We start from the raw sequence: 21,158 nt of genomic DNA, 5'->3' as shown, positions 1-21,158 counted from the left end.
AGTAGGTTCCGCATAAGGAAATAGACCCAGGGGCGACGGATCGGCGCCGGCCGATGGCTCATGGTGGCAGGAGAGCGCTCACCTGTGCGGCGCAGCCGCCGCACGGGCCCGTCAAGAGGTACGTACGCGCTCTCCCGCCGTCCTGCCGTCACACCCGTCGTCACCCCAGCCGTCCAAACCGTCACAAGCCACCCGCTCACGCCACGGAAAAGAGATCCCCCACCCATGTCCTGGCTGTCCAGATTCAGCCTCGCGCAACGGGCCCTCATCGGGCTGATGTCGATCGTCGCGCTCGCGTTCGGAGCGATCGCGATCCCCCAGCTCAAGCAGCAGCTGCTGCCCACCATCGAACTGCCCATGGTGTCCGTGCTCGCGCCGTACCAGGGTGCGTCTCCCGATGTGGTCGAGAAGCAGGTCGTCGAGCCCATCGAGGACACCCTCGAAGGCGTCGACGGCATCACCGGTGTCACCTCCACCGCCAGCGAGGGCAACGCCGTGATCAGGGCGTCCTTCGACTACGGCAACGACACCAAGCAGCTCGTCGCCGATGTCCAGCAGGCCGTGAACCGTGCCCGCGTCCAGCTCCCGGACTCCGTCGACCCGCAGGTCATCGCCGGTTCGACGGACGACATCCCGACCGTGGTGCTCGCCGTCACGTCCGACAAGGACCAGCAGGCCCTGTCCGACCAGCTCGACCGCACGGTCGTGCCGGACCTCAAGAGCATCGACGGCGTCGGCCAGGTGACGGTGGACGGCGTACGGGACCTCCAGGTCACCGTGGTGCCGGACGACGGAAAGATGGCGGACGCAGGGCTCACCCCGGGCGCTCTCGGCCAGGCCCTGCAGGCGGGCGGCACGACCGTCCCGGCCGGCTCCTTCGACGAGGACGGCAACAACCGGACCGTCCAGGTCGGCGGCGGCTTCACCTCGCTGCGGCAGATCCAGGACCTGATGGTCACCGGCGGCCAGGGCAGGAAGCCGGTACGGCTCTCCTCCGTCGCGAAGGTCGAGCAGGAGCCGTCGAAGGCCGACTCCCTCACCCGCACGGACGGCCGGCCGAGCCTCGCCGTGAACGTCACCATGGACCACGACGGCAGCGCGGTCGCCATCTCCGACGCCGTCAAGGACAAGCTGCCCGGCATGCGCAAGGACCTGGGCACCGGGTCGACGATCACCGTCGTCAGCGACCAGGGTCCGGCCGTGTCGAAGTCGATCAAGGGTCTGACCACCGAGGGCGGGCTGGGCCTGCTCTTCGCGGTCCTGGTCATCCTGGTCTTCCTGGCGTCGATCCGTTCGACGCTCGTCACCGCGGTGTCCATCCCGCTGTCGGTGGTGCTGGCGCTGATCGTGCTCTGGACCCGTGACCTGTCGCTCAACATGCTCACGCTCGGCGCGCTCACCATCGCGATCGGCCGGGTCGTCGACGACTCGATCGTCGTCCTGGAGAACATCAAGCGGCACCTCGGCTACGGCGAGGAGCGCGAGGAGGCCATCCTCAAGGCGGTACGCGAGGTGGCGGGCGCGGTCACGTCCTCGACCCTCACCACGGTCGCCGTCTTCCTGCCCATCGGCCTCACCGGCGGCATGGTGGGAGAGCTGTTCGGCTCCTTCAGCCTGACCGTCACGGCGGCGCTGCTGGCGTCCCTGATCGTCTCCCTGACGGTCGTCCCGGTCCTGTCGTACTGGTTCCTGCGGCCCCCGAAGGACATGCCGGCGGACGCCGCCGAGGCACGCCGTACGGCCGAGGAGAAGGAGGCGCGCAGCCGTCTGCAGCGCTTCTACGTCCCCGTCCTGCGCTTCGCCACCCGCCGCCGCCTGACCAGCCTGGTGATCGCGGCGGTCGTCCTAGTCGGCACCTTCGGCATGGCGCCGCTGCTGAAGACGAACTTCTTCGACCAGGGCGAGCAGAAGGTCCTCACCCTCAAGCAGGAGCTGAAGCCGGGCACCAGCCTGGCGGCGACCGACGCGCAGGCGAAGAAGGTCGAGCGGCTGCTCGGCGGCGTCAAGGGAGTCAAAGACTACCAGGTCACGGTCGGCTCGTCCGGGTTCATGGCCGCGTTCGGTGGCGGCACGGACACCAACCAGGCCTCGTACCAGGTCATGCTGGACGACTCGGCGTCGGCCACCGACGTCCAGAACCGCATCGAGGACGGACTCGGCAAGCTCTCCGGCATCGGTACGACGACGGTCGCGGCCGGCGACGGCTTCGGCAACCAGGACCTCAGCGTGGTCGTGAAGGCGGCCGACGCGGACGTCCTGCGCAAGGCGGCGGAGCAGGTCCGCGCCGCGGTCGCGAAGCTCGACGACGTCACGGACGTGACCAGCGACCTGGCGCAGAGCGTGCCGCGCATCTCGGTCAAGGCCAACTCCAAGGCGGCGGCGGCCGGGTTCGACGACACCACGCTCGGTGCCGCCGTCGCCGAGGCGGTGCGCGGTACCACCAGCGGCAAGGCGATCCTGGACGACAGCGAGCGGGACGTCGTCATCAGGTCGGCGAAGCCGGCCGAGTCGCTGGCCGGGCTCCGGGACCTGCGTCTCGGCGCGGTGAAGCTCGGTGACATCGCGGACGTGAAGCTGGTGGACGGCCCGGTCTCGATGACCCGGATCGACGGCCAGCGGGCCGCCACGATCACGGCGAAGCCGACCGGGGACAACACGGGCGCGGTCAGCTCGGCCCTCACCACGAAGCTGAACGCGCTCAAGCTGCCGGCCGGGGCGACCGCCGAGATCGGCGGGGTCTCGCAGAACCAGGACGACGCGTTCAAGAACCTCGGCCTGGCGATGCTGGCGGCGATCGCGATCGTCTTCATGCTGCTGGTCGCGACCTTCCGCTCCCTGGTGCAGCCGCTGATCCTGCTCGTCTCGATCCCATTCGCGGCGACGGGCGCGATCGGCCTGCTGGTCGTCACCGGCACCCCGATGGGCGTCCCGGCGATGATCGGCATGCTGATGCTCATCGGCATCGTGGTGACGAACGCGATCGTGCTGATCGACCTGATCAACCAGTACCGCGGACAGGGCTACGGAGTGGTCGAGGCCGTGGTGGAGGGTGGCCGTCACCGTCTCCGCCCGATCCTCATGACGGCCCTTGCGACGATCTTCGCCCTGCTCCCGATGGCGCTGGGTGTCACGGGTGAGGGCGGCTTCATCGCCCAGCCGCTGGCCGTGGTCGTCATCGGCGGCCTGATCAGCTCGACCGTGCTGACGCTCCTGCTGGTCCCGACGCTCTACGCGATGCTCGAACTCCGCAAGGAGCGGCGAGCGGGGAAGAAGGCGCAGAAGCGGCTGAAGAAGGCCGGCACCCCGCCGCAGGCGCCGTCCGTCCCGGACGACGAGCCGGAACCGGCGCAGGTCTGAGGGCCTGAGGGGCCGAGGGGCTGACGCCTCTCGGTCCCAAGGGGCCCAAGGGGCCTCGGGGGCCTCGGGGGTCCTCGGGGCCCGGAAACGACTCGGGCCCGCCCGACACCGATGGTGTCCGGGCGGGCCCGAGCCGTTCACCGGGCCGTACGGGCCGGCCGGGCGCGGCTACGGCAGCGCCAGCATCCGCTCCAGCGCCAGCTTGGCGAACCGTTCCGTCTCCCGGTCCACCTCGATGCGGTTGACCAGGTTGCCCTCGGCCAGCGACTCCAGGGTCCACACCAGGTGGGGGAGGTCGATACGGTTCATGGTCGAGCAGAAGCAGACCGTCTTGTCGAGGAAGACGATCTCCTTGCCCTCGGGGGCGAAACGGTTCGCGAGCCGGCGTACGAGATTCAGCTCCGTGCCGATCGCCCACTTCGAGCCGGCCGGGGCCGCCTCCAGGGCCTTGATGATGTACTCCGTGGAGCCGACGTAGTCCGCCGCCTCGACGACCTCGTGCTTGCACTCCGGGTGGACGAGCACGTTCACGCCGGGGATGCGCTCGCGCACGTCGTTCACCGAGTCCAGGCTGAAGCGGCCGTGCACCGAGCAGTGACCGCGCCACAGGATCATCTTCGCGTCGCGCAACTGCTGGGCGGTCAGGCCACCGTTCGGCTTGTGCGGGTTGTAGAGGACGCAGTCCTCCAGGGACATCCCCATGTCACGGACGGCGGTGTTGCGGCCGAGGTGCTGGTCGGGGAGGAAGAGGACCTTCTCGCCCTGCTCGAAGGCCCACTCCAGGGCCCGCTGGGCGTTGGACGACGTGCAGATCGTGCCGCCGTGCCTGCCGGTGAACGCCTTGATGTCGGCGGACGAGTTCATGTACGAGACGGGTACGACCTGCTCGGCCACCCCGGCCTCGGTCAGCACGTCCCAGCACTCGGCGACCTGTTCGGCCGTGGCCATGTCGGCCATGGAGCAGCCGGCGGCGAGGTCGGGCAGGACCACCTTCTGGTCGTCGGAGGTGAGGATGTCCGCGGACTCCGCCATGAAGTGCACACCGCAGAAGACGATGTACTCGGCTTCGGGGCGCGCGGCCGCGTCCCGGGCCAGCTTGAAGGAGTCGCCCGTGACGTCCGCGAACTGGATGACCTCGTCGCGCTGGTAGTGGTGGCCGAGCACGAAGACCTTGTTCCCGAGCTTCTCCTTGGCCGCTCGTGCGCGTTCCACCAGGTCCGGGTCGGACGGCGAGGGCAGGTCGCCGGGGCACTCGACGCCGCGCTCGCTCCTCGGGTCGGCCTCACGGCCGAGCAACAGCAGGGCGAGGGGCGTCGGCTGTACGTCGAGCTCCTGGGTCTGGGCGGTGGTCACGACACGCACCCTTTCTGTTCTGCGGCTCGCCGGTTCACGAACGACCCGGCGGGACATGCGGGACAAGCCTTTTCGTCTAAATGACGCTATCTATCATAACCGCTTCACGTCATGTTGACGATGCCCGTCGTGTCCATGTGACGTGAATCCCTGAGCTTCCCCGGAGGCCGCTGTGCGCGTTCTCGCGTGTGTGCGAGCATGAGGAGGGAACAGAGAGAACCCAGAAGACAGACTCTCGGCCCGGAATGAATCCGCGGCCCCGGCGGTTGCAATCGTCGGCAAGCAGTCTCCGAACAACCCGGGAGAGAAGCAGATGTCCGTATCGGACGAGACCACCACCGTGAGCGACGGCATCATCCTGTCCGACGCCGCCGCGGGCAAGGTCAAGGCCCTGCTCGACCAGGAAGGCCGCGACGATCTGGCACTGCGTGTCGCCGTTCAGCCCGGCGGCTGCTCCGGCCTGCGCTACCAGCTCTTCTTCGACGAGCGCTCCCTCGACGGCGATGTCGTCAAGGACTTCGGCGGCGTCAAGGTCGTCACCGACCGCATGAGCGCCCCGTACCTGGGCGGCGCCTCGATCGACTTCGTGGACACCATCGAGAAGCAGGGCTTCACGATCGACAACCCGAACGCGACCGGGTCCTGCGCCTGCGGCGACTCCTTCAGCTAGGCCCTCCGGCTCCTTCGCTGGGCCCCGGCCGACTGCTGGACACGGACGAAGGCGGCGTCCCCCTCCGAGGGGGACGCCGCCTTCGCGCGTCCGTGCCCGCGTCCGCGCGGGCCGTTCCGCCCTACCGCGCCAGCGGCTCCGGGGTGTGCGGCACCCTCGGCGCCCTGGGTGCCGTCGGTTTCGTCGGCGTCATCGTCGAAGCGCCCGGTGTCTTGCCCTCCCGGATCTCCCCGCCGTCCGACCCCACGACCTTCCGGCCGCCGAGCGGCTCGTCCAGGCGCACCGTCTTCTCGTAGACCTTGGCGATCAGGATGCAGACCTTGCCCTGCCAGGGGGTCTCGGTGACCTTGACCGTCACCTTGTCCGCGTTCTCGCTCGCCGAGACGGCGTAGTCGGCGCACACCCCGCCGGTGAAGCTCACCGTCAGGTCCTTGCCGTCGGCGGTGTACCCCTGCACCGTGACGTCCCGGGACGCCGGCTCGCCGGTCGGCCGTGGGCTCGGCGCCCCGGGGGTCTCCGGCGCGGCCAGGTACTTCGGGTCGACGGCCGGATGCGTCACGGTGAGGGAGGCGGTCGCCCCCTTCGGCCGTACCTCGAACAGCCAGGACGGCACCAGCGTCTGGTGCCCGTCCACGAAGTGCGACGCCAGCCCGAACGTGGCCTTCTCGACGGTCACCGAATCCCGCCGCGGCAGCGCGGTCGACGCGGCGCACGGCTTCTCGTCCCGGTCCTTCAACGGCACGGCGCTCGCGCAGCCGCCGGGCCCGTTGCGGGCACCGCCGGGCGCCGGGGCCGAATCCGGACCGTTCATCAGGTCCAGCGTCCCGCGCGCGCTGATGACGGGGTACGTGTCCCCGCGCTCCGGCGTCTTCAGCAGGCCGTTGCCGCCCACCACCTGGCCTTCCTTGTCGACCTGGACGCCGGTGGTCCAGCCGTGGGTGGGCAGGCCGCCGACCTCGGGGTCCGCGTTCACCACCCGCACGGCGCCCATGAGCGCGCTCGCGTCGAGCTTCGCGTCGTTCTCACCGAGCGCCTTCAGCACGGGGGCGGCGGCCTTCTTCGCGGCGGCCTCGCTCACCGCGTGACTGCTCGGTGAGCCGGGGTCGCTGGTGCACACGGCGCCCTTGCAGTTGTCGGTACCGGGTGCGTAACGGCTGAACGTCCAGGTGCCGGGCGCCCGCCGGTTCACCTGGAGACTCGGGCCGGAGCCGTCCCCGCCCCCACCGGCCTGCCAGGTGTCGCCGACGAGCCGCGGGGTGCCGGTGAGCCCCAGGGCCTCGGCGAGGCGGGTCACCTCGGCCGCGGTGACCGAGCCCTTCGCCGCGTAGACGGGCGCGGAGTCCGGGCCGTCGGGCAGCTTTCCGTCCGCCCGGTAGACCGTGCCGTAGGGGTCGGGCTCACCCGGCGCGACACCACCCGTGCCACCGCCTCCGGTGCCGCCGTCGAGGGCGAGCGGCGGGGGAGTGCCGTCGCCGCCCGGGGACTCGGCGCCGCTGTGTCCGCCGCCGTCGAAGGCGGTCGTGGCCATGTACGCCCCGCCGCCCCCGACGAGCAGAACGGCGGCCGCGACCGAGGCGACGGCCACCGGGGAATGCCGACGGCGTGGCTTCGCCGTCCCGGCACCGTCCTCGGCGGGGTCGGTCGCTTCGTGGTCGGGTCGCTCGGTGCTCACCGCATCGCTCCTTCGGCTCCACTGCTGTCCGCGACGACCCGGCCCGGCCGGGGACTCCCGGAGCGGGCGCTGAAGGGTCGTACACCGCATCCCCTTTACGGGGGACGGCGATGGGACGCAGCGGGGGAGCGCACGGTTCCCTGCGGGCGCCGCCCGGCCGCCCGCTCACGGCGCCCGCGCGGACGCCGTAGGAGACGCGGAGTCAGTCGCCGTGGGACGCGGGGTCAGTCGCCGTAGTCGGACATCGCGTCCAGCAGGCGGGCCGAGGCGGGCGGCACGCGCACCCCGTGGATGCGGGACGGGGACACGGGCGGGACGGTGACCGGGGCCGGCGCCGCCCAGTGCCTGGCGGTCCGGGCGCAGTCGTCGCGCAGTGACGCCAGGTCGCCTTCCAGGTCGAGCGGAGCGGAGCCGTGGACCTTGAGGTTCGTCATAACGGAACCGTATGCACCGGGAGCGTTACGAAGAAAGACCTACTATCGGGTAGTTTTGACCGCTTCTGAGGTCAGGCGCCGACCGGGTAGCGTGAACTGTCAACCCTCTCCCTTCGCAGGAGCGTGTCCTCGCCGTGCGTATCGCAGTCACCGGCTCCATCGCCACCGACCACCTCATGACCTTCCCCGGCCGTTTCGCCGACCAGCTGGTCGCGGACCAGCTGCACACGGTCTCCCTGTCCTTCCTCGTCGACAACCTCGACGTGCGCAGGGGCGGCGTCGGAGCGAACATCGCCTTCGGTATGGGTCAGCTGGGCACCAGGCCGATCCTGGTCGGGGCCGCGGGCTCCGACTTCGACGAATACCGCGCGTGGCTGGACCGCCACGGCGTCGACACCGGCTCCGTGCGGATCTCCGAGGTGCTGCACACCGCGCGCTTCGTGTGCACCACGGACGCCGACCACAACCAGATCGGCTCGTTCTACACGGGTGCGATGAGCGAGGCCCGGCTGATCGAGCTGAAGGCGGTCGCGGACCGGGTCGACGGACTCGACCTCGTCCTCATCGGGGCGGACGACCCCGAGGCGATGCTGCGGCACACCGAGGAGTGCCGGTCCCGCTCGATCCCCTTCGCGGCCGACTTCTCGCAGCAGATCGCCCGGATGAACGGCGACGAGATCCGGATACTGCTGGACGGGGCGACCTACCTCTTCTCGAACGAGTACGAGAAGGGGCTCATCGAGTCGAAGACCGGCTGGAGCGACTCCGAGATCCTCTCCAAGGTCGGCCACCGGGTGACCACCCTCGGCGCGCGGGGCGTCCGCATCGAGCGCGTCGGCGAGGAGCCGGTGGAGGTCGGCTGCCCGGACGAGGAGCGCAAGGCCGACCCGACGGGCGTCGGCGACGCGTTCCGCGCGGGCTTCCTGTCCGGGCTCGCCTGGGGTGTCTCCCTGGAGCGCGCCGCCCAGGTCGGCTGCATGCTCGCCACCCTGGTGATCGAGACGGTCGGCACCCAGGAGTACCAGCTGCGCCGCGCCCACTTCATGGACCGCTTCACCAAGGCGTACGGCGACGACGCCGCCCAGGAGGTCAGGGCCCACCTGGTCTAGGCCGGGCCCGGCAGCGGGGTCAGGACACCCGGCGGACCACGTACACCGAGCCCCGGTCCGCCGGCTCCTCTCCGACGTACTCCTGACCCCGCATCTCGCACCACGCCGGGATGTCCAGGCGGGCCGCCTCGTCGTCCGCGAGGACGCGGACGGTGCCGCCGAGGGGCACGTCGCCGATGACCCCGGCCAGTTCGATGACCGGGATCGGACAGAGCTTGCCGAGCGCGTCCAGGACGAGCGAACCGGAAGGGGCGGACGCCGTCCGGGGGGCCGTCGGAGCGCCGAGCTTCTCGCGCACCGCGGAGACCGCCGCCGGAAGGACCGAAAGGAACCGGTCGATGTCCTCGGACGGCGTGCCCGGCGGCAGCGACACCCGGACGTTGCCCTCGCTCAGCACGCCCATCGCCTTCAGGACGTGGCTGGGGGTGAGCGTGCTGCTCGTGCACGACGAACCGGAGGAGACCGAGAAGCCCGCCCGGTCCAGTTCGTGCAGGAGCGACTCCCCGTCGACGTAGAGACAGGAGAAGGTGACGATCCCCGGCAGCCGGCCGACCGGGTCGCCGACCACCTCCACGTCCGTGACCAAGTCCGGGACCCGCGTCCGGATCCGGTCCGTCAGTTCCCGCAGCCGCGCCGCCTCCACGGCCGCCTGCGCGCGCACGGCACGCAGCGCGGCCGCCGCGGCCACCACGGCCGGGATGTTCTCGAAGCCGGCCGCCCGCCCCGACTCCCGTTCGTCCAGGGGTCCTTGAGGGGCGAACCGCACTCCCTTGCGTACGACGAGAAGTCCGACCCCCGAAGGGCCGCCCCATTTGTGGGCACTTGCCGTCAGCAGGGACCAGTCCCCCTCGACCCGCCCCCAGCCCAGCGACTGCGCCGCGTCGACCAGCAGCGGCACCCCCGCCGCCCGGCACGCCCGCGCGACCGCAGCCACCGGCTGTTCCGTCCCCACCTCGTGGTTGGCGGACTGCAGACAGGCGAGCGCGGTGCCGGGGCGCAGGGCGTCGGCGTACGCGGCGGGGGACACCGCGCCCGTACGGTCGACCGGGACGCGGGTCACGGTGCCGCCCGCCGTCTCGTGGACCTCCGCCGAATGGAGTACCGACGAATGTTCGACAGCTGACACGATCAGGTGGCTTCCGACGCGTCGACGGCCCGCCAGTGCGCCCTCGATGCCGGAGTGCACCGCCCGGGTGCCCGAGCTGGTGAAGACCAGTTCGTCCGGACGGCAGCCCACCGCGTCGGCGGCCGCCTCGCGGGCCGCGTCGAGCAGGAGCCGGGCCCGTCGTCCCTCGCGGTAGAGGCGGGACGGGTCGGCCCAGCCCTCGTCGAGCGAGGCCTCCAGGGCCTGTCGGGCGACGGGATGGAGAGGGGCGGCGGAAGCAGCGTCGAAGTAGGCCACACGCCAACGCTAAAGCTCCGGTCGCAGCGGCGCCCCGAGGGGGGCGCGAGGAACGGCGCGACGGGCCACGACGGGCACGCGGCCGCCGCGATGTCCCGTGTCCCGGGCTCCTGAGCGCCCCAAACCTCCGTCAGAAGTAGCCCGGAGCAGGGCAACCCACCCCCTTCGGCTGACCCGGCGGCGCGTTGGGCACCCTCCCCGCGCGACCTCAAATAGCGTCCAGTAGGGTTTGGTCCGCATAAACATCCAAACCCCTGCCCGTGTGCCAGGGCGGCGAGCGACCAGCGAGAAGGGCCGTAGCCAACCAGCGCGGGCGAGACTCTCGGGAAGGCGCTACGTGAGTCCCAACGGCTCCGACCGCTCGCCGCGGCGCCCGATGCGGCGGAAGCTGCTGCAGGCAATGACTGCGGGCCTGGTCCTGGCGACCGCCACCGGTTGCACATACAAGGACTTTCCCCGCCTTGGTATGCCCACCCCGGTCACGGAGGAGGCTCCGCGGATCCTCTCCCTCTGGCAGGGCTCGTGGGCGGCCGCGCTCGCCACGGGCGTGCTGGTCTGGGGTCTGATCCTGTGGAGCGTCGTCTTCCATCGGCGCAGCCGCACCAAGGTCGAAGTTCCCCCGCAGACCCGGTACAACATGCCGATCGAGGCGTTGTACACGGTGGTCCCGCTCATCATCGTCTCGGTGCTGTTCTACTTCACCGCCCGCGACGAGACGAAGCTCCTCAGCCTCGACAAGAAGCCCGACCTCACGGTCAACGTGGTCGGCTACCAGTGGAGCTGGGGCTTCAACTACATCGAGAACGTCCCCGGTGTCACCGGTGACGCGAAGACCGACAAGAACCTGGACGCCATTCCGGACCGGTTCAAGAAGGACTTCCCGGTGAACGCCGGCGGTGTCTACGAGGCCGGCACTCCGAGTGAGCGGAACCCGCAGACGAACAACCCCGGTCCGACCCTCTGGCTCCCCAAGGGCAAGACGGTCCGCTTCGTCCTCACTTCGCGTGACGTCATCCACTCCTTCTGGGTGGTGCCGTTCCTCATGAAGCAGGACGTCATCCCGGGCCACACCAACTCCTTCCAGGTGACCCCCAACAGGGAGGGCACCTACCTGGGCAAGTGCGCCGAGCTGTGCGGCGTCGACCACTCCCGGATGCTCTTCAACGTGAAGGTCGTCTCGCCGGAGCGCTACGAGGCCCACCTCAAGCAGCTCGCGGCAGAGGGGCAGACCGGTTACATCCCGGCCGGCATTGAGCAGACGGGTCACGAGAAGAACCGGGAGACGAACAACCTGTGAGCATCCTCAACGAACCCCAGGGTGCCGCGGAAGCCGACGACTCGTACGAGAACGAGCTGCCGGTGCGGCGCAAGCAGCCGGGCAACGTCGTGATCAAGTGGCTCACCACCACTGACCACAAGACGATCGGCACGCTCTATCTGGTCACGTCGTTCGCGTTCTTCTGCATCGGCGGCGTCATGGCGCTGCTCATGCGCGCCGAGCTGGCGCGTCCCGGTCTGCAGATCATGTCGAACGAGCAGTTCAACCAGGCGTTCACGATGCACGGCACGATCATGCTGCTGATGTTCGCGACGCCGCTGTTCGCCGGTTTCACGAACTGGATCATGCCGCTGCAGATCGGCGCGCCCGACGTGGCGTTCCCGCGGCTGAACATGTTCGCGTACTGGCTGTACCTCTTCGGCTCGACGATCGCCGTCGGCGGCTTCCTCACTCCGCAGGGCGCGGCCGACTTCGGCTGGTTCGCGTACTCGCCGCTGTCGGACGCGGTCCGTTCTCCGGGCGTCGGCGCCGACATGTGGATCATGGGTCTGGCCTTCTCCGGCTTCGGCACGATCCTCGGTGCGGTCAACTTCATCACCACGATCATCTGCATGCGCGCTCCCGGCATGACGATGTTCCGGATGCCGATCTTCGTGTGGAACGTGCTGCTCACCGCGGTTCTGGTGCTGCTGGCCTTCCCCGTCCTGGCGGCGGCTCTGTTCGCCCTGGAGGCGGATCGAAAATTCGGGGCACATGTCTTCGATGCGGCAAACGGCGGAGCGTTGCTCTGGCAACACCTCTTCTGGTTCTTCGGCCATCCAGAGGTGTACATCATCGCGCTGCCGTTCTTCGGAATCATTTCCGAGGTCATCCCGGTGTTCTCGCGCAAGCCGATGTTCGGTTACATGGGCCTGATCGGCGCGACCATCGCGATCGCGGGTCTGTCCGTGACCGTGTGGGCGCACCACATGTACGTCACCGGTGGCGTGCTGCTCCCGTTCTTCTCCTTCATGACGTTCCTCATCGCCGTACCGACAGGCGTGAAGTTCTTCAACTGGATCGGAACGATGTGGAAGGGCTCGCTGTCCTTCGAGACACCGATGCTGTGGGCCACCGGCTTCCTCATCACGTTCACCTTCGGCGGTCTGACCGGCGTCATCCTGGCCTCGCCGCCGATGGACTTCCACGTCTCCGACTCGTACTTCGTGGTGGCGCACTTCCACTACGTCGTGTTCGGCACCGTGGTGTTCGCGATGTTCTCCGGCTTCCACTTCTGGTGGCCGAAGATGACGGGCAAGATGCTCGACGAGCGGCTCGGCAAGATCACCTTCTGGACGCTGTTCGTGGGCTTCCACGGCACGTTCCTGGTCCAGCACTGGCTGGGCGCCGAGGGCATGCCGCGCCGTTACGCGGACTATCTCGCGGCCGACGGCTTCACCGCCCTCAACACGGTCTCGACGATCTCCTCGTTCCTGCTCGGACTGTCGATCCTGCCGTTCCTCTACAACGTGTGGAAGACCGCCAAGTACGGCAAGAAGGTCGAGGTCGACGACCCGTGGGGTTACGGCCGTTCGCTCGAGTGGGCCACGTCCTGCCCGCCGCCGCGCCACAACTTCCTCACCCTGCCGCGGATCCGCAGTGAATCCCCGGCGTTCGACCTGCACCACCCGGAGATCGCCGCTCTCGACCAGCTCGAGAACGCCGGTCACGGTTCGGCGGCCCTGGCTGGCGGCAAGGAGGCCGGCAAGTGAAGGTCCAAGGCAAGATGTTCCTCTGGCTGGCCGTCTTCATCCTGATCATGGCCATCGTGTACGGCCTGTGGTCGAAGGAGCCGGCCGGCACCACGGCGCTCTTCCTGGGCTTCGGCCTGAGCGTCATGATCGGCTACTACCTGGCCTTCACGGCCCGGCGGGTCGACCAGTTGGCGCAGGACAACAAGGAGGCCGACGTCGCGGACGAGGCCGGTGAAGTGGGGTTCTTCGCCCCGCACAGCTGGCAGCCGCTCTCGCTCGGTATCGGTGGCGCGCTCGCCTTCATGGGCGTCGTCTTCGGCTGGTGGCTGCTGTACTTCTCGGCCCCGCTCCTGCTGATCGGCCTGTGGGGCTGGGTCTTCGAGTTCTACCACGGCCCGGACCGCACCCAGTAGGACACGCGATCCGCGCCCCGCGCGGGACACGCCTTTACACCAGGGAGCCAGGACACTCCGTCAGGAGGGTCCGGGCTCCTCGGCGTGTCACGCCTCATGTCCCCCGGTCGGCTCACCCGCCGTGCCGTCGCGGCCGGCCATTCATAGCGTGGAACCCATGAACCACTCACCGCGAATCCGCACGGTCGTCAGCTGCGCCACGCTGGTGGTTGCCTTCGGCGCGGCCACCACCGCCTGCGGCTCAGACAGTCATCCACTGGCGGCCAAGCCGTACGACGCGGCGGGCCTGATCTCCTTCAACGGTCCGGTCGAAGGCGACAGCAGCAAGGTGGACCCGGACAAGCCGCTCGAAATCACCGTCAATGATGACGACGAGCGCATCACCGATGTGACGGCCACGGACGCGACGGGCCGGTACGTGTCGGGTGAGCTGGCCGCCGACGGCACCCGTTGGCACAGCACCTCGGCGCTGGCGGCGGGCGCCCACTACACGGTGCAGGTGAGCACGGAGGACGAGGACGGCGCACAGGGCCGCAAGTCCATCGGCTTCGACACCATCACGCCCAAGGCCAAGAAGACACTCGGCGTCACCTTCGGGCCCGACGCGGGCGAGTACGGCGTCGGACAGCCCGTGACCGCCCAACTCAGCGCCCCCGTCAAGGACAAGGCCGCCCGCACGATCGTCGAGCGGGCCCTGCGGGTGGACTCGACGCCCGCCACGGAGGGCGCCTGGCACTGGGTGGACGACAAGACCCTGCACTACCGCCCCAAGGAGTACTGGCCCGCCCACGCCACCATCCAGGCGCACAGCAACCTCAAGGGCGTCAAGGTCGGCGCGGGGCTCTGGGGCGGCGACGCGAAGCCCCTGACGTTCACCACCGGCGACCAGCTCGTCGCCCTCACGGACGCCGCCACGCACATCATGACGGTGTACAAGAACGGCGCGCCGATCAACAAGATCCCCATCACGACCGGCAAGCCCGGCTTCGAGACGCGCAACGGCGTCAAGGTGGTGCTGAGCAAGGAGTACGTCGTACGGATGCGCGGTACCACCGTCGGTATCGCCGAGGGTTCCTCCGACTCCTACGACCTGCCCGTGTACTACGCGACCCGTGTCACCTGGAGCGGCGAGTACGTGCACGCGGCGCCCTGGTCCGTGGGCTCCCAGGGGTACGCCAACGTCAGCCACGGCTGCACCGGCATGAGCACCAGCAACGCGGCGTGGTTCTTCAACCACGTGCGCGTGGGCGACATCGTGAAGGTCGTCAACTCCAACGGGGCCCAGATGGCGGCGTTCGACAACGGTTTCGGCGACTGGAACGTCTCCTGGGCGAACTGGCGCAGCGGCAGTGCCCTGGTGGGCGGTACCCCCGACGGCCCGCCGGTGGCGGAGAAGGCGCGTCTGCGTCCCGAGTCCGTGTGAGACGGCGCCGCGGTCCCGCGCCCCGTCCAGGGCGCGGGAAGAGGCGTGCCGGGCCCCAGGCGGCCCGCAGCCGCCGCGGCGGGCCGCAGGCCGGGACCTCAGGCGCCGAGCAGGGCCTTGCGGCGCAGGAGCGAGGCCAGCGAGGCGGCGAACTCCACCGGGTCGACCGGCAGGGTCACCGCGGCGTCCGCGCGGCTCCAGGTGGCCAGCCAGGCGTCCTGGGGGCGCCCGATGAGCACAAGCACGGGCGGGCAGTTGAAGATCTCGTCCTTGATCTGCCGGCAGACTCCCATGCCACCCATCGGGACCGCCTCGCCGTCGAGCACACAGACGTCGATGCCGCCCCTGTCCAGCTCCTTCAGGACGGCGGCGGGCGTCGCGCACTCGATGAACTCGACCTGGGGAACGTCGGAGGCCGGTCTGCGGCCTGTCGCCAGCCGCACCTGCCCCCGGGTGTTGGAGTCGTCACTGTAGACCAGCACCGTGGCGGTCGGCTGCATTGTTCCTCCACGCATCTGAGAAGCACCGCATTGGTCGGGAACTCCTGGTACCGATGGCGCGGATGCTACTCCTTCAAACACCTCGTCAACACCGGTTCGGACAGGGCTTCGATGGGCCATACGGGCTGGACACACCCCACAGACACCCCGAACGGCACCCCCCGGGGTGAGGGCGGGATAAGCGACCGACATAATGTCGGTCGTGGCGACAGCAACGACAGTAGAAACCGGGCACGCGCACCCGTCGGTCAATCGACCGAACCTCACCAGCGTCGGAACCATCATCTGGCTGAGTTCCGAGCTGATGTTCTTCGCGGCCCTCTTCGCGATGTACTTCACCCTGCGATCGGTGACCGGACCGGATCACTGGAAGGAGATGGCCGGCCATCTCAACTTCCCGTTCTCGGCCTCGAACACCACGATCCTGGTGCTCTCCTCCCTGACCTGCCAGCTCGGCGTGTTCGCCGCCGAGCGCGGGGACGTGAAGAAGCTCCGGATGTGGTTCACCGTCACGTTCGTGATGGGTGCGATCTTCATCGGTGGTCAGATCTTCGAGTACACCGAACTGGTCAAGAAGGACGGGCTCTCGCTCTCCTCCGACCCGTACGGCTCGGTGTTCTACCTGACCACCGGCTTCCACGGCCTGCACGTGACGGGCGGCCTCATCGCCTTCCTGCTGGTCCTCGGCCGCACCTACGCGGCCAAGAGGTTCACTCACGAGCAGGCGACCGCCGCCATCGTCGTGTCCTACTACTGGCACTTCGTCGATGTCGTCTGGATCGGCCTCTTCGCCACGATCTACATGATCAAGTAATCGGGCCCGCAGCCCGAAACATCCAGAAGCATCGACGCAGAAGATCCTGACACCGGGGTAATCCGTGAAAAAGCTCTCCGCACGACGACGCCATCCGCTGGCGGCGGTCGTCGTCCTACTCCTCGCGCTGGCGGCCACCGGGGGGCTGTACGCCGCGTTCGCACCCGCGAGCAAGGCGCAGGCCGACACCACCGCCCAGTCCCTTGCCATCGACGAGGGCAAGAAGCTCTTCTCCGTGGGCTGCGCAAGCTGCCACGGAACCGGCGGTCAGGGCTCCTCCGACGGGCCGAGCCTGGTGGGGGTCGGCGCCGCGGCGGTCGACTTCCAGGTCGGCACCGGCCGCATGCCGGCCCAGCAGCCGGGCGCGCAGATCCCGCGCAAGAAGGTCATCTACTCGCAGGCCGAGATCGACCAGCTCGCGGCGTACATCGCCTCGCTGGGCGCTGGTCCCACGGTCCCGACGAAGAGCCAGGTCAGCCCGGAGGGCGCGGACATCGCCAAGGGTGGCGAGCTGTTCCGCACCAACTGCGCGCAGTGCCACAACTTCACCGGCAAGGGCGGCGCGCTGACGCACGGCAAGTTCGCGCCGAGCCTCGAGGGTGTCGACCCCAAGCACATCTACGAGGCCATGCAGACCGGCCCGCAGAACATGCCCTCCTTCCCCGACACCACGCTGTCGGAGAAGAACAAGAAGGACATCATCGCGTACCTCGACGCGGTCAACGGTGACAACACCGAGAGCCCTGGTGGTCTCGAGCTGGGCGGCCTCGGGCCGGTCAGTGAAGGCCTCTTCGGCTGGATCTTCGGTCTTGGCGCGCTGGTCGCCGTCGCCGTCTGGGTCGCCGCTCGGACCGCAAAGGCCAAGAAGTCATGAGTAGCCAAGACATTCCAGAAGAGAACCTGCCCGCTGAGCGGGCCGACGAGCACGGTCACGGCGCAGTAGCCGTCGCGAACGAGGACAACCCGTTCGCGGACCCGGGACTGCCGCCCCACGAGCACCGCATCCAGGACATCGACGAGCGGGCCGCCAAGCGGTCCGAGCGCGTCGTCGCGATGCTGTTCACGCTGTCGATGCTGGCCACGGTGGCCTTCATCGCCTCGTACGTGACGATCCCGAACGACAAGTCGATCTTCGTCTTCCCGCTCGGGCACATCAGCGCGCTGAACTTCGCGCTGGGCATGACGCTCGGTGTGGCGCTCTTCTCGATCGGCGCGGGCGCGGTCCACTGGGCCCGCACCCTGATGTCCGACGTGGAGATCGCCGACGAGCGTCACCCGATCGAGGCGGAGCCCGAGGTCAAGGCCAAGGTCCTGGCCGACTTCAAGCAGGGTGCCAAGGAGTCCGCGCTCGGCCGCCGCAAGCTGATCCGCACCACGATGTTCGGCGCGCTGGCCCTGTTCCCGCTCTCCGGCGTCATGCTGCTGCGCGACCTCGGTCCGCTGCCGGGCACCAAGCTGCGCCACACGATCTGGTCCAAGGGCAAGCTGCTCGTCAACATGAACACGAACGAGCCGCTGCGTCCCTCCGACATCGCCGTCGGCTCGCTCACCTTCGTCAAGCCCGAGGGCCTGGAGGAGAAGGACGAGGACTTCCAGCAGGAGATCGCGAAGGCCGCCGTGATGATCGTCCGGCTCCAGCCGGACAACATCAAGGACAAGCGCGAGCTCGCCTGGTCGCACGAGGGCATCGTGGCGTACTCGAAGATCTGCACCCACGTCGGCTGCCCGATCTCCCTGTACGAGCAGCAGACGCACCACGTGCTCTGCCCCTGCCACCAGTCCACCTTCGACCTCTCCGACGGTGCCCGAGTGATCTTCGGCCCGGCCGGTCATGCCCTGCCGCAGCTGCGCATCGGTGTGAACGACGAGGGCTACCTCGAGGCGCTCGGCGACTTCGACGAGCCCGTCGGTCCTGCCTTCTGGGAGCGCGGATGAGCACTACCACCACCTCCGACTCGCGCTCGCGCGAGAAGGCGCCCGCCGGTGAGCGGGTGGCCGACTGGGCCGACGGCCGCTTGGGGATCTACTCCCTGGCCAAGGCCAACATGCGCAAGATCTTCCCCGACCACTGGTCGTTCATGCTGGGTGAGATCTGCCTGTACAGCTTCCTCATCATCATCCTCACGGGTGTGTATCTGACGCTGTTCTTCCACCCGTCGATGAACGAGGTGGAGTACCACGGCAGCTACGTCCCGCTGCAGGGTCAGCTGATGTCCGAGGCGTTCAACTCGACCATGCACATCTCCTTCGAGGTGCGCGGTGGTCTGCTGATCCGGCAGATCCACCACTGGGCGGCGCTGATCTTCCTCGCCGGCATGTTCGTGCACATGATGCGCGTGTTCTTCACGGGTGCGTTCCGCAAGCCGCGTGAGGTCAACTGGCTGTTCGGCTTCCTGCTGTTCGTCCTGGGCATGTTCACCGGCTTCACCGGTTACTCGCTCCCGGACGACCTGCTCTCCGGCACCGGTGTCCGCTTCATGGAGGGCGCGGTCCTGTCCGTGCCGATCGTCGGCACGTACCTCTCGTTCTTCCTCTTCGGCGGTCAGTTCCCGGGCGGCGACTTCGTGGCCCGCTTCTACTCCGTGCACGTGCTGCTGCTGCCGGGCATCATGCTCGGCCTGGTCGTCGGCCACCTGATCCTGGTCTTCTACCACAAGCACACGCAGTTCGCGGGCCCCGGAAAGACGAACAGGAACGTCGTCGGCATGCCGCTGCTGCCGGTCTACATGGCCAAGGCCGGAGGCTTCTTCTTCCTGGTCTTCGGTGTCATCGCGGCCATCGCGGCGATCGCCTCGATCAACCCGATCTGGTCCATGGGCCCCTACCGTCCGGACATGGTGTCCACGGGCGCCCAGCCCGACTGGTACATGGGCTTCTCCGAGGGTCTGATCCGTGTCATGCCGGGCTGGGAGATCAACTTCTGGGGTCACACGCTCGTCCTGGGTGTGTTCATCCCGCTGGTGGTCTTCCCGCTGGTCCTGGTCGCGATCGCGGTCTACCCGTTCATCGAGTCCTGGGTCACCGGCGACAAGCGCGAGCACCACATCCTGGACCGCCCGCGCAACGTCCCGACCCGTACCGCCTTCGGCGCGGCCTGGATCAGCTGGTACTTCGTCCTGCTGGTCGGTGGCGGCAACGACATCTGGGCCACGCACTTCCACCTGTCGATCAACTCGATCACCTGGTTCGTCCGGATCGCGTTCTTCGTCGTGCCGGTGCTCGTCTTCATCGCCACCAAGCGGATCTGCCTCGGTCTCCAGCGCCGCGACAAGGAGAAGGTGCTGCACGGCCGCGAGTCGGGCATCATCAAGCGCCTGCCGCACGGTGAGTTCATCGAGGTGCACGAGCCGCTCGGCCAGGAGGCCCTGCACACGCTCACCGCGCACGAGCAGTACCAGCCCGCCGAGATCGGCCCGGTGGTCGACGAGAACGGTGTCGAGCGCAAGGTGAACGGCGCGCAGCGGCTGCGTGCCAAGCTCAGCAAGGGCTTCTACGGGGAGCACAGCCAGATCCCCAAGCCCACGGTCGAGGAGTACGAGGAGATCACGAGCGGCCACGGCCACCACTGATCCTCCGACCGGTCCTCACCGGTCCCACTGATCGCCACGGCAGGAGCCCCCGTCCCATGGACGGGGGCTCTTCGCCGTGCCTGGGCTGGATAGGGTGGACCCTGCTTGTACCTGTCTACGAACCCAGGAGCGGCATATGAGTGCTGTGACCCCCGCTGGAGGCGACATCGCGGCGGGCCGTTCCTGGCCCGCGGTGCTGAACGGCCTGCTCGACGGCCGGGACCAGAGCGCGGACGACACGGCCTGGGCGATGGACCGGATCATGAGCGGCGAGGCGACGGACGCCCAGATCGCCGGCTTCGTGGTGGCGCTGCGGGCCAAGGGCGAGACGGTCGAGGAGATCACCGGCCTGGTCCGCACGATGTACGAGCACGCCAAGGTGATCGAGGTGCCGGGGGAGACCGTCGACATCGTCGGTACGGGCGGTGACGGCGCGAAGACGGTGAACATCTCCACGATGTCGTCGATCGTGGTGGCCGGTACCGGCACGAAGGTCGTCAAGCACGGCAACCGGGCCGCGTCCTCGGCGTCCGGTGCCTCGGACGTGCTGGGAAAGCTGGGCGTCAATCTGGAACTGACGCCGAAGCGGGTGGCCGAGGTGGCCGAGGAGGCCGGGATCACCTTCTGCTTCGCGGTGAAGTTCCATCCGGCGCTGCGTCATGTGGCTGCGGCGCGCGGACAGCTGGGGATCCGGACGGTCTTCAACTTCCTGGGTCCGCTGACCAACCCCGCGCGGGTGAGGGCGCAGGCGGTCGGTGTCGCCGACGCCCGGATGGCGCCGATCATGGCCGGCGTCTTCGCCGAGCGCGGCAACTCCTCGCTGGTCTTCCGAGGTGACGACGGGCTGGACGAGCTGACCACCACGGCGACGTCGAAGGTCTGGGTCGTGCGGGACGGCAAGGTGACCGAGGAGCGGTTCGATCCGCGGGACGTCGGGCTCGACCTCGTGCCCGTGGAGGCCCTGCGGGGTGCCGACGCCTCCTACAACGCGGAGGTCGCCCGCCGTGTCCTGGACGGCGAGAGGGGGCCCGTACGGGACGCCGTGGTCCTGAACGCGGCGGCGGCGCTGGTGGCGTTGTCCCCGACGGACGCGTCCCTGGTGGACCAGCTCCGTGCCGCGATGGTGAGGACGGCTCGGGCCATCGACTCCGGCGCGGCGCGCGCCGCGCTCGACCGCTGGGTGACGGCCACCAACGCGTGACTCCTGGGCGGGGGCCGGCGGGGGCGCGGCCTTTTGGCCGGGCCCCGCCCGCCCACGTCGTCTCTGTGTGTTCCGTCCGCGGGGCTTTGTCCCGGACCCCGAGCGTGGTGGTTTTCCGGGTGCGGGTGGGTGGGGGCTGGTCGCGCAGTTCCCCGCGCCCCTGAGGGGGTCGGGGCGTCCGGAGTTCGAGGGCGAGGTCGTTCCGCCATATGGACGCCGGGGTTGCGTC

Annotated in this window: 17 protein-coding genes; 12 read left to right on the top strand and 5 right to left on the bottom strand. The window is 69.0% G+C overall.

All coding sequences use genetic code 11. The annotated features are described in order from the left end of the window. Positions 1-225 precede the first annotated feature (225 nt). Complete coding sequence (locus tag OHB41_RS15155) at positions 226-3,357, top strand: efflux RND transporter permease subunit (protein WP_266698648.1); 3,132 nt, start codon at positions 226-228, stop codon at positions 3,355-3,357. Between the two features lie 168 nt (positions 3,358-3,525). Here OHB41_RS15155 and nadA read toward each other — a convergent pair whose 3' ends face one another. Continuing rightward, positions 3,526-4,710, bottom strand: a complete 1,185-nt coding sequence (nadA, locus tag OHB41_RS15150; protein WP_266698647.1) for a quinolinate synthase NadA — start codon at positions 4,708-4,710, stop codon at positions 3,526-3,528. A 313-nt stretch (positions 4,711-5,023) separates the two neighbouring features. On the opposite strand from nadA, the gene OHB41_RS15145 reads away from it, so the two are divergent. Beyond that, entirely contained in the window at positions 5,024-5,380 is a 357-nt protein-coding gene (locus OHB41_RS15145) for a HesB/IscA family protein (protein WP_101405588.1), read from the top strand. Between the two features lie 121 nt (positions 5,381-5,501). Here the strand turns inward: OHB41_RS15145 and OHB41_RS15140 are convergent, their stop codons facing one another. Continuing rightward, complete coding sequence (locus OHB41_RS15140; protein WP_266698646.1) at positions 5,502-7,052, bottom strand: hypothetical protein; 1,551 nt, start codon at positions 7,050-7,052, stop codon at positions 5,502-5,504. A 224-nt stretch (positions 7,053-7,276) separates the two neighbouring features. Then, positions 7,277-7,486, bottom strand: a complete 210-nt coding sequence (locus OHB41_RS15135; protein WP_266698645.1) for a hypothetical protein — start codon at positions 7,484-7,486, stop codon at positions 7,277-7,279. Positions 7,487-7,620: 134 nt separating this feature from the next. Between OHB41_RS15135 and OHB41_RS15130 the strand changes: the two genes are divergently transcribed. Next, on the top strand, positions 7,621-8,595 hold the full coding sequence (locus tag OHB41_RS15130; RefSeq protein WP_266698644.1) for a carbohydrate kinase family protein: 975 nt from the start codon (positions 7,621-7,623) through the stop codon (positions 8,593-8,595). 19 nt (positions 8,596-8,614) lie between these two features. On the opposite strand, the gene OHB41_RS15125 is transcribed toward OHB41_RS15130, so the two are convergent. Continuing rightward, a complete protein-coding gene (locus OHB41_RS15125; protein ID WP_266698643.1) occupies positions 8,615-9,997 on the bottom strand; it encodes a cysteine desulfurase/sulfurtransferase TusA family protein in 1,383 nt (460 codons plus the stop codon). A 337-nt stretch (positions 9,998-10,334) separates the two neighbouring features. On the opposite strand from OHB41_RS15125, the gene ctaC reads away from it, so the two are divergent. From ctaC to OHB41_RS15105, 4 genes are all read left to right on the top strand, one after another. Beyond that, positions 10,335-11,294, top strand: coding sequence for an aa3-type cytochrome oxidase subunit II (gene ctaC / locus OHB41_RS15120; protein ID WP_266698642.1), 960 nt, complete (start codon positions 10,335-10,337; stop codon positions 11,292-11,294). Further along, positions 11,291-13,027: an aa3-type cytochrome oxidase subunit I gene (gene ctaD, locus OHB41_RS15115; RefSeq protein WP_266698641.1), complete on the top strand. Its 1,737-nt coding sequence runs from the start codon at positions 11,291-11,293 to the stop codon at positions 13,025-13,027. Before ctaC ends, ctaD begins: the two co-directional genes overlap by 4 nt. Next, positions 13,024-13,422, top strand: a complete 399-nt coding sequence (gene ctaF / locus OHB41_RS15110) for a cytochrome c oxidase subunit 4 (protein ID WP_266698640.1) — start codon at positions 13,024-13,026, stop codon at positions 13,420-13,422. The genes ctaD and ctaF overlap by 4 nt, the downstream gene beginning before the upstream one ends. 157 nt (positions 13,423-13,579) lie before the next feature. Further along, positions 13,580-14,845: a L,D-transpeptidase gene (locus OHB41_RS15105; protein ID WP_266698639.1), complete on the top strand. Its 1,266-nt coding sequence runs from the start codon at positions 13,580-13,582 to the stop codon at positions 14,843-14,845. Positions 14,846-14,943: 98 nt separating this feature from the next. Here OHB41_RS15105 and OHB41_RS15100 read toward each other — a convergent pair whose 3' ends face one another. Continuing rightward, positions 14,944-15,345, bottom strand: a complete 402-nt coding sequence (locus OHB41_RS15100; RefSeq protein ID WP_266698638.1) for a response regulator — start codon at positions 15,343-15,345, stop codon at positions 14,944-14,946. A 193-nt stretch (positions 15,346-15,538) separates the two neighbouring features. Between OHB41_RS15100 and ctaE the strand changes: the two genes are divergently transcribed. The 5 genes from ctaE to trpD all read left to right on the top strand — a co-directional run bounded on the left by ctaE (position 15,539) and on the right by trpD (position 20,929). Beyond that, on the top strand, positions 15,539-16,159 hold the full coding sequence (gene ctaE / locus OHB41_RS15095) for an aa3-type cytochrome oxidase subunit III (protein WP_168527748.1): 621 nt from the start codon (positions 15,539-15,541) through the stop codon (positions 16,157-16,159). A gap of 64 nt (positions 16,160-16,223) precedes the next feature. Then, positions 16,224-17,033 (top strand): cytochrome bc1 complex diheme cytochrome c subunit, encoded by an 810-nt coding sequence (gene qcrC / locus OHB41_RS15090; protein ID WP_266698637.1) that lies wholly within the window; start codon positions 16,224-16,226, stop codon positions 17,031-17,033. Then, positions 17,030-18,094: a cytochrome bc1 complex Rieske iron-sulfur subunit gene (qcrA, locus tag OHB41_RS15085; RefSeq protein ID WP_266698636.1), complete on the top strand. Its 1,065-nt coding sequence runs from the start codon at positions 17,030-17,032 to the stop codon at positions 18,092-18,094. Before qcrC ends, qcrA begins: the two co-directional genes overlap by 4 nt. Then, positions 18,091-19,728: a cytochrome bc1 complex cytochrome b subunit gene (gene qcrB / locus OHB41_RS15080; RefSeq protein ID WP_266698635.1), complete on the top strand. Its 1,638-nt coding sequence runs from the start codon at positions 18,091-18,093 to the stop codon at positions 19,726-19,728. The genes qcrA and qcrB overlap by 4 nt, the downstream gene beginning before the upstream one ends. Before the next feature lie 136 nt (positions 19,729-19,864). Continuing rightward, positions 19,865-20,929 carry an anthranilate phosphoribosyltransferase gene (gene trpD, locus OHB41_RS15075; RefSeq protein ID WP_266698634.1) on the top strand — a complete coding sequence of 355 codons (1,065 nt, stop codon included), beginning with the start codon at positions 19,865-19,867 and terminating at the stop codon, positions 20,927-20,929. The last annotated feature ends 229 nt before the right edge of the window (positions 20,930-21,158 follow it).

The organism is Streptomyces sp. NBC_01571 (genome assembly GCF_026339875.1).
Classification (GTDB): Bacteria; Actinomycetota; Actinomycetes; order Streptomycetales; family Streptomycetaceae; genus Streptomyces.
Note: the sequence above shows the minus strand (reverse complement) of the source record. Positions and strands in the feature narration are given on the sequence as shown.

Excerpts from the sequence above, each read along its gene's own strand:
- OHB41_RS15155 (WP_266698648.1), top strand. The coding sequence starts at position 226 with ATGTCCTGGCTGTCCAGATTCAGCCTCGCGCAACGGGCCCTCATCGGG.
- trpD (WP_266698634.1), top strand. The coding sequence starts at position 19,865 with ATGAGTGCTGTGACCCCCGCTGGAGGCGACATCGCGGCGGGCCGTTCC.
- OHB41_RS15105 (WP_266698639.1), top strand. The coding sequence starts at position 13,580 with ATGAACCACTCACCGCGAATCCGCACGGTCGTCAGCTGCGCCACGCTG.
- OHB41_RS15100 (WP_266698638.1), bottom strand. The coding sequence starts at position 15,345 with ATGCAGCCGACCGCCACGGTGCTGGTCTACAGTGACGACTCCAACACC.
- OHB41_RS15145 (WP_101405588.1), top strand. The coding sequence starts at position 5,024 with ATGTCCGTATCGGACGAGACCACCACCGTGAGCGACGGCATCATCCTG.
- qcrA (WP_266698636.1), top strand. The coding sequence starts at position 17,030 with ATGAGTAGCCAAGACATTCCAGAAGAGAACCTGCCCGCTGAGCGGGCC.
- qcrB (WP_266698635.1), top strand. The coding sequence starts at position 18,091 with ATGAGCACTACCACCACCTCCGACTCGCGCTCGCGCGAGAAGGCGCCC.
- OHB41_RS15135 (WP_266698645.1), bottom strand. The coding sequence starts at position 7,486 with ATGACGAACCTCAAGGTCCACGGCTCCGCTCCGCTCGACCTGGAAGGC.
- ctaE (WP_168527748.1), top strand. The coding sequence starts at position 15,539 with ATGTCGGTCGTGGCGACAGCAACGACAGTAGAAACCGGGCACGCGCAC.